This is a genomic window from Flavobacterium soyae (assembly GCF_045348165.1).
Lineage (GTDB): Bacteria > Bacteroidota > Bacteroidia > Flavobacteriales > Flavobacteriaceae > Flavobacterium > Flavobacterium soyae.
This window is the reverse complement of the sequence record NZ_CP150845.1, coordinates 3,495,609-3,508,678: the sequence shown is the minus strand read 5'-3', so window position 1 is coordinate 3,508,678 and position 13,070 is coordinate 3,495,609. Positions and strand designations below refer to the sequence as shown.

Below are 13,070 nucleotides of genomic sequence, written 5' to 3'. Positions count from 1 at the left end.
ACATTACTGCTGAATTAATTATAACGGAAGATAAATTTTGTCTTCCGTTATACTTTATTTTAACGAATCACTTACCGATCATTCGTTTACGAAGCCTGCTTAGAGATTCTGGTTTTATACCAATGTAAGATGAAAGCTGATTCTGCGAAACCATCTGAAAAAGATAAGGTTCTTTTTTTAAAATGGTTTTGTAGCGTTCTTCGGGAGTTTGAAAATGAAGCATTTCCTCTCTTTCGATAATGATCAAATAAGCATATTCGGCTATTAATCTTCCAAATTTTGACCAGTTGGGAGAACTATGATATAAGTTTTCTACCTGTTCATATTCTAAAGCAATTACTTTCGAATCTTCCATCGCTCTGCAATAGTATTGAGCTGTTCTCTGCGTGATGAAACTAGCGAAATCAACCAGAAAATCATCTGGCTTTGCAAACCTGCAGTTGATTTCGTTTCCCTTATAATCCACATAAAACATTCTGAAAAAACCACTTTCTATAAAGTAGATATGACGACAGATTTCTCCCTGCTGCAAAAGGTCGGTATCTTTTGGCACTTCTCTCCTTTCGATAATTGGAAGCATCAAATTATACTCTTCATCAGACATAGGAACAAATGATGTTATAACGTTTTTAAGTGCATCCATAGCAATAAATTAGAGAAATAACTTGCCTAAAATTAGATTTTATTCTGCTAAATACAAAATGCTCTCTTTTTAAATCTAAAAGATTCGTTCTTAACCAAAGTCAACGATGTTCGTCAAGTACCCGCTATACCTTTGTCATGTAAATAAATTGAAAATCAAATAATTAAAAACATTTCATTTAAAAATAATCTATTACTAATCATTAAAAAAACTTAATCATGAAAACTAAATTTAACATCGAAGCAAAAGCAAACAATTCAAAATTAGGATTCAAAATTCACTTTCTTGTTTTCCTATTGGCAACTCCAATAATCTTTCTTATTTGGTATTTAACAGACACTACTTATCCTTGGCCGCTTTGGTCTACTTCTGCTTGGGCAGTTGGAGTTCTTTTTCATTATTTGGGTGTATTTGTATTCAGAAAAAATAAAATCTAATCTCAATAATCATGGAAACTAACAATACAACATTCAGACGTATCGTAACAGGACATAATGAAAAAGGAAAAGCCATTATAGTTTCTGATGAAGTTCCGGCGAGAACTTATATGGTTGGCGGGCCAAATGGAGCCAAATTTCATGAGGTTTGGAATACAAAACAAACTCCTGCGCTAATCGACAGCATTTCTAAAGATCCTGAAGAAAACGGACTTATTCTAGGCCCTCCAAAACAAGGAACAAGAATACGAGTAATCGATTTTCCGCCGGAAAGTGATGAAATTAGAAATCTGACCCAAGAACAAGCTTTGGAACATTTTAAAACCATGAGTGGAGAAAACGCTTCAAAAGCTGGTGGAAACGCGCCGCATCCTTTAATGCATAAAACCGAAACTATTGATTACGGAATTGTTCTGACTGGCGAATTAACCTTGATTGTTGACGAAGGCGAAACTACTGCAAAAGCGGGAGATATTATTGTACAACGAGGCACCAATCATGCTTGGAGCAATCGATCTGGAAAAATATGCCGCGTTGTGTTCATTTTAATTGACGGGCAATTTGAAGAAAATCTCCGCTAAATCAAATAATATCTATTATGCGAGTAAATCCTATACATCCAGAAACAATGAACGCTGAAGTTCGCTATGTACACGACGAAGTTGTAAAGCTTATCACGACAAGCCAAGGTCCAGTTTCTATGCTGAATAACGAAGGTGCTTTAACGGGCCCGTTTCCGCCCATGCTTGGTTTTCCGCAATTTGGAATTCCTGCTTTAAGTTTTGTGCGTTCATTAGACAATCATGCAACACTTCCTAAAAAAGTACGGGAAGTCGCTATTCTTACTGTTGGTGCAGCATTTGGCGCGCGTTTCGAACTTTATGCTCACGAAATTATGGCTAAACATTTTGGCTTTTCAGCCGAAGCAGTTGCATCGTTGGCATCAGGAATCCGTCCAAATGAATTAAATCAAGAAGAAGCCGTGGCGTATGAAATTGCTTCTGTGTTAGCCAAAGGACGAATTGTTCCTGAGTCATCTTATAATCTTGCCAAAGAAATCTTAGGACAAGACGGAGTCGCTGAACTTATCTTTTTAGTTGGCGCTTACACACTTCTTGCAACAATTTTAAATGGTTTTGATGTTCTTTCCTAACCCAAAAAGACATCCAATTTTAATAAAAAATAATACAATGAAAATTTTAAAAACAATGAAAAAATCGAAAATGAATTCTCAAACTCCCTTAAAATCAATATCAAAACTATTCCTACTATTGTTTACTTCCATCGCCAGTGCATCATGTACAAATGATGATGATACTGTAAAAAAATCTCCTGTTGTATTGGCACACGGCGCTTGGCAGGCATCCTATGTATGGGATCAAACCGAAAAAGACTTAAAAGCCGCGGGTTACAATGTTACAGTCGTAAAACTTCCGGGACATGGAGACGACACTACTCCAGCCTATCAGGTTTCATTTCAGGCTTATGTTGATGAAGTGAAGAAAGCAATTAACTCATACAACGAACCAGTAATTTTAATTGGTCATAGTTTGGGAGGAGCTGTAATTACTCAAACTGCTGCTGAAGTTCCTCAAAAAATCAAAAAACTGATTTATGTTGCTGGTTTTATTCCACAAAGCGGAAAAAGTGTTTTAGATTATTCACAAATGGATACGGCTTCACTTTTACCTCCATCATTAAAATTGTCTGATGATCAGACTTTGGCCGGAATCATAAATCCAGAAGTGAATCTTCCTAAAATATTTGCTCAGGATGCAACAGATGCGCAAAAACAATTTCTTGTAGAAAAATACAAAGCAGAACCTACAATTCCGCTTGGAACACCTTTAAATTATAAAACAGAAGATTATAATGCTGGCGGGAAAAAATACTACATTTTCACAACTGCAGATAATACTATTACTTATAATTTTCAGCAGAAAATGGCAAAAGAAGCTGGTATTACTGATACTTATACCATCAATTCAGGACATAGTCCGTTTATATCAAAATCTGATGAACTTACTAAGCTCATAAAAAGCGTTTTAGCAAAATAATCATCTTACAAATTCACTTGAAAATAAGCCAACTTCTTTAAATCATTCATAAAATGGTTTTTAAATTGTGAAGTAAACGTCACTTAAAAAATAGAACAATCCCTATGTATTTGATACATAGGGATTGTTCTATTTTTATACTAGGTTTCAAACATTCTTTCGGATCAGGTGCAAAAAACGGACTATCTTTAGCTATCTTAATTTGCTTAATGCATCCTCAAGTTTAATTTTTTCCTGAACATAGTCTTCTTTTAATGAGTCAATTGTGCGTTCCATAGCAGGATCATATTCTTCAATATGAGAAACAAACTCTCTGATATGTTTTACCTTATTTTTAAAATGGTTAAGGTGTCGCTGTGCTTCCAAAATATTGGTATTCATGTATTCTCGCTCGTCTTGTGGATAAGATTCCACTATATCACTCTGCTGTTGAATAATTAGTTGAGCCGAGTCCATTATACTGTCTGATTCTTTATTTAATAAAAACCACTTTTTAAGTGTTTTATTATTTATATCCGAGAATTGAACTGAATCAATAGCAATTGAGTTTCCATTTGAATCTGTCCAGTCCTTTTGCTGACAACAGTAGAAAAGTACAGCAGTAGCAGCAAGAATAATAAACTTTGTTTTCATATCTATACTTGTTTTAAGATAATATATAATTTAAAGCAGTACGTTTCTAGTGTTATCTAAAAGGTAGAAAAGTTACATTAAAAAGCTTACTTCCTATTTCTTAACCACTGATCTACAGGTTCAAAAACGGCATTTACAATTGTGACAAGAAAAGTACAGATTAAAGCTTCTATAAAATAGCCCGATGCAATAATACAGCCGATAGCAGCACTGCACCATATAGTAGCTGCAGAATTTAATCCATGTACATTTGAGCCCTCCCTAAAAATAACACCCGCACCCAGAAAACCTACTCCCACCACAATCTGGGCAGTAATCCGGGTCACATCAATATTGGGTACATCTGCTGAAATTTTCATCGACAATAATACAAAGGCAGCAGCTCCCGCTGCTACAAGCATATTTGTCTTTAAGCCAGTTTCCTTATGATGCCACTGCCGTTCAAAACCTATGATTAATCCTGCAGCAAAAGCCGCAATAAGTCGGGTAAAAAATTCTGCTGTATTCAAAACTATTATTTTTTAGCTGGGTTAATATATTTCCTTCCTGGCATTAAACAAATTTCATCCAAATGAAATTAATGGCTGCCTTTTCTTGATGCCAGTTTATTATCATTATGCTTGGTCAATGCAATATTTTCTACTACCGGCAGATTCTCTGGTAAAGTACCTCCCGTTTCTTCAATTGCTTTGCGAAGTTTTACTCCGACAGCAAAATGGACACTGTTGGCATCAGCTGCATCATTTGTTTCCTCATCACTCAGCAGCTCGGCTGTCTGCTTCACACGAGATAAATTCATGGCTAATTCAATACTATCCATATGGTCCAGAATATTTTCATCAGCATCAAGATTTCTAATTTTACGTATAGCTTTTACATCGAGCCCTCCGTAAAGCCCCATGTAGCCGTGATTTTGAAATAATGCATAATCTTTCGGTTTTATTATACCTGCTTTGCGGGCTGCCCCAGCAAGCTGCAGATTTCGCTTAGCAAGTTCATTTCGAAGAAAAATCCTTCTCTGTTTTACCATTTTTAAGTTGTTTTGTTTTTGTATTGCACTAAGCTCAGCATAACGGGTTTGCGTTGCCAGGTATGCCTGTCCTACAGCTACAGGTTTTAAGGCAGGATCAGCATTTTGTATGATTAGGTAACAAGCATAACGAGACAAATTTATATCTTCATTTTCAAAAGCGGCTGCTTTTCTCTTTTTGGGGTCTGTAATCTCTTTAAAATGCATCTCCTGCTTTTGGCCAGCATTCCTGCAGGCTGTTTCTGCTTTTTCTATAACCGGTAAAAACAGCTTAAAATCAGTATAACCTAACAAACCGCTAAGCTCCCTTGAACTCCAGTACTCATTGCCGGTTTTATCATATCTGCGTATTTTATCAAAAACTGAGACACTTCTTTTTGATGATTTTTTTGTTTTCATAAGACTTTTAAATATTTTCTGTAATAAAACATCATACTTTTTATTCTAAGGAATTTTATTTGCCATTACCTAATATGCTAATAGCTAACAAAACAAATTTCTTCTATAATTCAGTACCGAAAAATGATGCACGTCACAAAACCTAAAATCTCTTCACCCAAAAATATAAACAAGACTGTGACACTCATCATTTTCAACTGAAATGTACTGCACTACCTTTATTTTATTAAAACCAGCAATAAATTACAAACTGATTTAACAAATAAAAATGGAGAAGTTGATTTTAAAATTCAGTGAAATAGGAATTGATGACATTAGCAAAGTCGGAGGAAAAAATGCTTCTTTGGGTGAAATGTACAACAACCTCACTTCTAAGGGACTTCGAATTCCAAATGGATTTGCCATTACAACTAAGGCATACAAGTATTTTATAGAATATAATAAGCTGCGAGGCCCTCTGCAGGAACTTCTGGTCAAATTAGATACGGTCGATTTTACCAATTTAGCTGAAATCGGATCTAAAGCAAGAAAGCTAATCCTTGAGGGCAGATTTCCTCTGGATCTGGAAACCAGCATAACAACAGCCTATAATTCCTTATCCGACGATAAAGAAAGAGATTTTGCAGTTGCAGTACGAAGCAGTGCCACGGCAGAAGATCTCTCTAATGCCAGCTTTGCCGGACAGCATGATTCCTATCTCAATATAAAAGGCAGTGTTCCACTTATATATGCCGTGAAATGCTGCTTTGCTTCACTTTATACTGACAGGGCAGTAAAATACAGACAGGATAAAGGTTTTGATCATAATAAAGTATTCCTTTCTGTAGGGATTCAGCAGATGGTCCGCTCAGATCTTGGCTGTTCCGGTGTGGGTTTTACCCTTGAACCCGAATCAGGATTTCGTAATGTGGTGCATATTGCCGGAACCTGGGGTCTGGGCGAAACCATTGTACAAGGCACAGTTACGCCTGATGAGTTTATTATATTTAAAACTTCACTTAAAAACAATAAAAAAGCAATACTGCAGAAAAATCTTGGAAGTAAAAGCAAAATACTGGTATACAATGATAATGCTGCCGGCACCAATTCGACAGTTCTAAAAATAACACCCCGAAAATACAGCAGCAGCTTTGTATTGGAAGATTCAGAAATAGAAATTTTGGCGAGATGGGCCATTATAATTGAAGATTATTATCAAAAACCTATGGATTTTGAATGGGCTAAAGACGGACTCAGCGGTGAGCTTTATATTATTCAGGCAAGACCAGAAACTGTGCACTCCACAGCCAGACCTTTGTCTGTTACATCATATAAATTACAAAATAAAGGACAAGTACTCACTACCGGCGAAGCAATCGGACAGGCAGTATCCAGTGGTATTGCAAGGGTATTATATTCCGTCGCCGATTTGGATCTTGTTCAGAAAGGAGATATTCTCGTAACTGATTACACAAGTCCTGACTGGGATCCGATACTTAAAAAAGCTGCCGGGATTATTACCAATAAAGGAGGAAGAACAAGCCATGCCTCTATTGTGGCCAGAGAACTTGGAACTCCAGCCATAGTGGGTACATCAAACGCTACCCAGGTAATTAAAAATGGAGACCTTATTACCCTGAGCTGCGCCGAGGGTAAAACTGGCTATGTATATAAAGATAAATTAGAGTTTACACGCACAAGTGCGGTACTTGATTCCCTTCCGCTTCCCATAAAACCTAAAGTACAGCTTATAGTCTCTGAACCTGAAAGGGCCTTCGAACTTGCATTATATCCTAATGATGGTGTAGGACTGCTTCGTTTAGAATTTATTATTACCCATAATGTAAAAATTCATCCTATGGCCCTGGTTCATCCCGAAAAAGTTACAGATCAAAAGCAAAAATCCGAAATCGACAAACTGACCCAGAATTATTCCAATAAAAAACAGTATATAATTGATAAACTTTCTCAGGGAATTGCAGTAATTGCTGCTGCCTTTTATCCTAAAGAAGTCATCGTGAGAATGAGCGATTTTAAAACCAATGAATATGCAGGACTTTTAGGAGGCGCCGTTTTTGAGCCTTTGGAAGAGAACCCGATGCTGGGGTTCAGGGGAGCATCCCGCTACTATCATGAAAATTACCGCGAAGGATTTCAACTTGAATGTATGGCACTCAAAACAGTGCGCGATGAAATGGGGCTTACCAATGTAAAACTGATGATCCCTTTCTGCCGTACACCACAGGAGGGGAAAAAAGTTCTTACAATTATGGCTGATTATGGACTAAAACAGGGAGAGAACGGTCTCGAAATATATGTCATGGCCGAAATACCTTCAAACGTGCTTCTTGCCAGCGAATTTGCTAAAATTTTTGACGGGTTCTCCATTGGATCCAACGATCTCACCCAGCTTACCCTGGGCATTGACCGGGATTCTGCATTAACTGCAGCTCTCTTTGATGAACAGAACCCTGCCAGCACAAAACTCATCAGAAAAATGATCAAAACAGCTGTAAAAAAAAATAAAAAAATTGGTTTGTGCGGTCAGGCTCCAAGCGACTCCCCTTCTTTTACCGAGTTTCTGGTAAAAGAAGGAATCAGTAGTATTTCTTTTAATTCAGATGCACTCATTAATGGCATAAAACATATAAATACTGCAGTAAATAAAACTGCAGAGATAACAAACAAAAGCCTTAATGGGCAGTCAAATAAATAAATTTTTAAGATGAAAAAAAGTATCTCAAAATGAATATTTAATAAGTCCGTTCATTGATATTCAAAAACATTTAACGATATTTGTTACTATGTAATTCGAATGGTATATGAAAAACCAGGCGTTGTTAAATGCTATAATTGAAAATGCAATAGACGGGATCATTACAATTAATGACAAAGGTATTGTAGAGACGATAAATCCTTCGGCATGCCGGCTTTTTTTATATGCACCCAATGATGTTATCGGGAAAAATATCTCGATACTTATGCCCTCTCCCGACAGGGAAAAACATAATTCCTATCTGGAAAGTTACAAGTCTTCAGGAGTTCCTCATATTATTGGTTATGGAAGAGATGTTTTAGGACGAAAAAAAGACGGCAATATATTTCCTTTCAGACTTGGAGTAAGCGAAGTAAAATTTGAAAATAAAAGAATTTTTGCAGGTTTTATACATGATCTGAGCCACCAAAAAGAAGCAGAAACCCGATTAATGCAGTATACCCAGCATTTGGAAGAGCTTGTAAAAGACCGGACTTTAACCTTAAACGAAACTATAGAGGCCTTAACAAATGCTAAAGAGGAAGTAAGCACCACGCTGGAGAAAGAAAAAGAACTGCATCAAATCAAAAGCAGGCTTTTATCAATGGCTTCTCACGAGTTTAGAACACCACTGAGTACTATCCAGCTTTCTTCGTCCTTAATTCAACGTTATGCAGAAGAGTTAAACACCCCAAAGATTGATGCCCATATACGAAAAATAAAAAGTGCTGTTGCCAATTTAACTGTTATACTGGATGATTTCCTTCTTCTTGAAAAAGCAGAAGCCAATAAAATAACCCTCCAGATATCCTGTTTTGACCTTCAGGCTTTTATAAAAGAAATCATAGGTGAACTGAAACTTCTTACCAAAAAAAAACAGAAAATAATCAATATCCCAAATAGCGAAATTGCACTGGTAAAACTAGATAAAAATCTTCTTAAAAATTGTATCATCAATCTTATGTCTAATGCCATCAAGTATTCAGGTGAAGAGACAGAAATTGAGCTTTGGACTACTCTTGACAGTGATAAGATAACCATTAATATCAAAGATAATGGTATAGGGATACCAGAGGAAGAACATGAGCATTTATTTGAAGCCTTTTTCAGGGCTCATAATACAGGAACTATTCCCGGTACCGGTTTGGGGCTTCATATTGTTTCACGCTATGTAAAAATTATGAACGGCACTATATCGTTTAAAAGTGCTGCAAATAAAGGAACCTTGTTTACTATTGAACTGCCGCGTTTATGAATAAAGTGCTTATTATTGAAGATAGCGATAGTATAAGAGAAAATATTGTCGAAATACTGGAACTTTCAGGCTATGAAGTTTTTGCCGCTGAAAATGGCAAAAAAGGAGTTGAACTTGCTCTTAAAACCATTCCTGATATTGTACTGTGCGATATCATGATGCCCGAACTTGATGGTTATGGCGTAGTACATATTCTACATAAAAATCCCCAGACGCAGGCTGCACCTATTATATTTTTAACCGCCAAAGCGGAAAGAGCTGATATTCGAAAAGGTATGGAACTGGGGGTTGATGACTACCTTACCAAACCTTTTGACGACTTGGAACTTTTGAGGGCTATTGAAACGAGACTCAAAAAAAAAGAAGCACAACAGCTTTTCTATGGACAGAGTGCCGAAAACCTCAATACAATTATTTCCAAAGAAGACGGACTTTCGAAACTTAAAGAAATTATGCTTGAGAGGAGTTCGAGAAAGTATAAAAAAAATCAATGCATTCATTATGAGGGTGATCGTGTGACAGGTATTTATTATATCATAAGCGGAAAAGTTAAAACTGTAAAGCTTACCGAAGAAGGCCGCGAGCTTATTACAGGTATTTATAAAGAAAATGATTATCTGGATATCAGTATTTTATTTTCAAATGATACTTATAATGATACTACAATTGCTCTTGAAGATACAGAATTAAGTTTCCTGCCCATTGAACAGCTCGACAAACTGCTGTTTCTCTATCCGGATATAGGAACCAAATTTATTAAAATCCTTTCCAATGATATGAAGGATAAAGAATCCCGCCTTCTGCAAATTGCCTATATGTCGGTAAGAAAAAGAATAGCCCAGGGAATCGTACATTTATTTCAGCAGCACAGCCCTGACGGCTTCACTATCAAGTTCAGCCGGGATGATCTGGCAGCTTTCTCCGGTACGTCTCCTGAAACAGTTAGCCGCACTCTGACCGATTTTAAGGAAGAAGGATTAATTGAAAAAACAGCCAGCACAATCCATATTCTTAATTTAGATAAACTCAGTAAAATTAAAAACTGATTTTTCATTTATGATCTATATCACTTTATCAAGTGATTTTTCTCATTCTTTTGACAGGTGATACGTTGTATTTTTGGGTAATTCATTTTAGAAATGTTTAACTTAAATTTTTTAAACGATGACGACACTTGTTACAACAAAGAAAAAAAACAGCTCACACCCGAGCATTTTTGAAGATTTTTTTACTGATCGTTTTCTTGAATTCCCTCCATTTTTTGCCTTTACTAATCAAAAAGGGGCATTCATACCTCACGCAAATGTAATTGAAAACAGTGCTGATTTTGAAATTGAAATCGCAGCACCTGGTCTTACCAGTAAAGATTTTAAGGCCGAAATAAAAAATGGCATTTTACAAATTAGTGCCGAAAAAGAAGAGGAATCTGAAGAAGAAGATAAAAACTTTAGAAAAAAAGAATTCTCCTTTAGCTCCTTCAGCCGTTCTTTTGTTCTCCCTGAAAATATAGCAGCAGATAAAATTGATGCCAAATATAAAAACGGGGTATTAAAACTGACCCTTCCTAAAAAGAAAAGCAGTCCTGCTAAACCGGTACAACAGATTACAATAAGCTGATTATAAAATGCAGGATGTCTTCATGGACATCCTGCATTTTATAATCTTAGATCAGTTCAAAACCAAACCCCTTGTTATGAAAGTTATTAAACACTCAGGGCATATTGTACCTTTTGACAAACAAAAATTAAAGCTTTCCCTCCAAAAATCCGGCGCTGCCCCTGACTTGATAGAGCAGTCTTTACAGCTTATAGAAAACCAGATCTATGAAGGTATCACTACAAAAGAAATATACAAACTGGCTTTTGCAATCTTAAAAAAAGCTTCAAACGGGCATGCAGCGAGGTACAATCTGCGCTATGCATTACAGCTTCTAGGTCCGCATGGTTTTTTCTTTGAAAAATTCATTTCCAGATTATATGAAACAGAAGGGTTTGATACCAAAACAAACTTAACACTTCAGGGTAAATGTGTGTCCCATGAAATTGACGTTGCACTTAAAAAAGAAAATACGGTGTGGATGATTGAATGTAAGTTTCACAGCAGCAGAGAAAGTTCCTCAGATGTAAAAGTCCCCATGTATATCCTTTCGCGTTTTAATGATCTTAAAATCCGGGAACATATTGTTTTTTCCAATAAAGAAACTTTCAGTTCCTGTATCATAGTAACCAACAACCGTTTTACAAAAGATGCTGAGACTTTTGCAGTCTGCTCCGGAATTGGTCTTTTAAGCTGGGACTACCCTAAAGACAACAGCATCAAAAACAAAATAGACAAAGGGAGACTTTACCCTGTAACCTGTTTGACAACTCTTTCTATGGTTGAGAAAGAAAAACTGCTTATTTTGGATCAGATTCTCGTCAAAGACATTATTAATGATTCAAAAAGCCTTTCTAAAATTGGACTAAGTGAAAACAGGATCAGAAATGTATTAAAAGAGGCTTCACAAATTTGTAACTTTATTTAAAATGAAAATAAAATTTATAGGAGGTGCCGGAACCGTGACAGGTTCAAAAACCCTCATAGAAAGTAATGGGGTAAGAATTTTAGTAGACTGTGGTCTTTTTCAGGGTCTTAAAGTACTTCGGGAACTCAACTGGGAACCTTTGCCTGTCCTGGCTTCCACGATTGACTGCGTACTGCTTACCCATGGTCATTTAGACCACTGCGGCTGGCTGCCAAGGCTGATAGATCAGGGATTTAAAGGAAAAATATACTGTACAGGTCCTACAAAAGCCGTCGCTGAGCTTGTTCTGATGGACAGCGCCAAAATACAGCAGGAAGAAGCCGACAGGGCCAATAGAGAGCATTATTCAAAACATACACCAGCAGAACCTCTCTATACTGTACAGCAGGCAGAGTGTGTTTTTCCTTTTTTTAAAGTCATTTATACAAATGAATCAGTAGTTATAGCCAATGAAATTACCGCGGTTTTTTCAAATGCAGGACATATAATCGGTGCCTGCAGCATTACGTTAAATCTGGAAGGAAAAACACTGGTTTTCTCTGGCGATATAGGACGTGATGATGATGTATTGATGTTTGCACCGCAAAAACCTTCTCAGGCAGATTATCTCTTTTTAGAGAGTACCTATGGTAATCGTCTTCATCCTGATCTTGACCCAAAGAAAGAACTTGAAAAATTTATCAATGACACAATAAATCTCAAAGGAACGGTAATCATTCCCGGATTTGCTGTAGAACGCGTCCAGTCCATAATGTATCTCTTATGGGAGCTTAAAAAAGAAGGCCGGATTCCAAATGTGCCTTATATCCTGGATACTCCTATGGGGGCAGGTGTGCTTAATATCTTTCAGGAAAATCTGAAATGGCATAAACTCTCCAGCGATGACTGTCATCAAATGTGCAGCATGTTTAAAATAGTTTCTGAATTTCAGCAGACTATCCGAATTATTGAGGATCCCCAGCCAAAAGTCATTTTAGCAGCAAGCGGTATGGCTACAGGCGGCCGTGTTTTATCATACTTTGAGCATTATATAAGTATGGAAAAAACTACAGTTATAATTGTCGGTTATCAAGCCGAAGGAACACGCGGGAGAAAACTCCTGGAGGGAGCAGATGAAATAAAAATATATGGAAATTACTACACAGTTAAAGCCAAAATTGTACAGATAGAAGGATTATCTGCTCATGCAGACCAGAAAGGTCTTGTAAACTGGCTCTCAGATCTTAAAAATGCTCCCAAATTCATTTATTTGGTTCATGGCGAGAATCAGCCGGCAGATGAACTGCGAATTAAAATTAAAGACCAATATGGATATAACTGCAGTGCCGCTTTAATGGGCAGTGAGATAGAAATTTAAA

General features: G+C 36.7%; 14 protein-coding genes. 10 read left to right on the top strand and 4 right to left on the bottom strand.

Annotated elements, in window-relative coordinates:
• Window positions 1–67: 67 nt before the first annotated feature.
• On the bottom strand, window positions 68–643 hold the full coding sequence (locus tag AABD74_RS14975; RefSeq protein ID WP_406843377.1) for a Crp/Fnr family transcriptional regulator: 576 nt from the start codon (window positions 641–643) through the stop codon (window positions 68–70).
• Window positions 644–861: 218 nt separating this feature from the next.
• On the opposite strand from AABD74_RS14975, the gene AABD74_RS14970 reads away from it, so the two are divergent.
• The 4 genes from AABD74_RS14970 to AABD74_RS14955 are packed head-to-tail and all read left to right on the top strand — an operon-like array spanning window position 862 to window position 3,137.
• Window positions 862–1,080 (top strand): 2TM domain-containing protein, encoded by a 219-nt coding sequence (locus AABD74_RS14970; protein WP_406843376.1) that lies wholly within the window; start codon window positions 862–864, stop codon window positions 1,078–1,080.
• Window positions 1,081–1,091: 11 nt separating this feature from the next.
• The gene (locus AABD74_RS14965) at window positions 1,092–1,661 is read left to right on the top strand and encodes a cupin domain-containing protein (RefSeq protein ID WP_406843375.1); all 570 of its coding nucleotides are present in this window, start codon (window positions 1,092–1,094) and stop codon (window positions 1,659–1,661) included.
• A gap of 17 nt (window positions 1,662–1,678) precedes the next feature.
• On the top strand, window positions 1,679–2,233 hold the full coding sequence (locus AABD74_RS14960) for a carboxymuconolactone decarboxylase family protein (protein WP_406843374.1): 555 nt from the start codon (window positions 1,679–1,681) through the stop codon (window positions 2,231–2,233).
• A gap of 37 nt (window positions 2,234–2,270) precedes the next feature.
• A complete protein-coding gene (locus tag AABD74_RS14955) occupies window positions 2,271–3,137 on the top strand; it encodes an alpha/beta hydrolase (protein WP_406843373.1) in 867 nt (288 codons plus the stop codon).
• 192 nt (window positions 3,138–3,329) lie between these two features.
• Here AABD74_RS14955 and AABD74_RS14950 read toward each other — a convergent pair whose 3' ends face one another.
• The 3 genes from AABD74_RS14950 to dinD form a co-directional block, all read right to left on the bottom strand.
• Window positions 3,330–3,770, bottom strand: a complete 441-nt coding sequence (locus tag AABD74_RS14950) for a hypothetical protein (RefSeq protein WP_232678467.1) — start codon at window positions 3,768–3,770, stop codon at window positions 3,330–3,332.
• An 86-nt stretch (window positions 3,771–3,856) separates the two neighbouring features.
• Complete coding sequence (locus AABD74_RS14945) at window positions 3,857–4,279, bottom strand: MgtC/SapB family protein (protein ID WP_232678469.1); 423 nt, start codon at window positions 4,277–4,279, stop codon at window positions 3,857–3,859.
• A 68-nt stretch (window positions 4,280–4,347) separates the two neighbouring features.
• Window positions 4,348–5,199: a DNA damage-inducible protein D gene (gene dinD / locus AABD74_RS14940; RefSeq protein WP_406843372.1), complete on the bottom strand. Its 852-nt coding sequence runs from the start codon at window positions 5,197–5,199 to the stop codon at window positions 4,348–4,350.
• Between the two features lie 268 nt (window positions 5,200–5,467).
• On the opposite strand from dinD, the gene ppsA reads away from it, so the two are divergent.
• From ppsA to AABD74_RS14910, 6 genes are all read left to right on the top strand, one after another.
• Window positions 5,468–7,894: a phosphoenolpyruvate synthase gene (gene ppsA, locus AABD74_RS14935; protein WP_406843371.1), complete on the top strand. Its 2,427-nt coding sequence runs from the start codon at window positions 5,468–5,470 to the stop codon at window positions 7,892–7,894.
• A gap of 106 nt (window positions 7,895–8,000) precedes the next feature.
• A complete protein-coding gene (locus tag AABD74_RS14930) occupies window positions 8,001–9,188 on the top strand; it encodes an ATP-binding protein (RefSeq protein WP_406843370.1) in 1,188 nt (395 codons plus the stop codon).
• Entirely contained in the window at window positions 9,185–10,234 is a 1,050-nt protein-coding gene (locus AABD74_RS14925; RefSeq protein WP_232678478.1) for a response regulator, read from the top strand. Before AABD74_RS14930 ends, AABD74_RS14925 begins: the two co-directional genes overlap by 4 nt.
• Window positions 10,235–10,352: 118 nt before the next feature.
• Entirely contained in the window at window positions 10,353–10,805 is a 453-nt protein-coding gene (locus tag AABD74_RS14920; protein WP_232678480.1) for an Hsp20/alpha crystallin family protein, read from the top strand.
• 76 nt (window positions 10,806–10,881) lie between these two features.
• Complete coding sequence (locus tag AABD74_RS14915; RefSeq protein WP_232678482.1) at window positions 10,882–11,712, top strand: ATP cone domain-containing protein; 831 nt, start codon at window positions 10,882–10,884, stop codon at window positions 11,710–11,712.
• A gap of 1 nt (window position 11,713) precedes the next feature.
• The gene (locus AABD74_RS14910; RefSeq protein WP_406843369.1) at window positions 11,714–13,069 is read left to right on the top strand and encodes an MBL fold metallo-hydrolase RNA specificity domain-containing protein; all 1,356 of its coding nucleotides are present in this window, start codon (window positions 11,714–11,716) and stop codon (window positions 13,067–13,069) included.
• Window position 13,070: the final 1 nt, after the last annotated feature.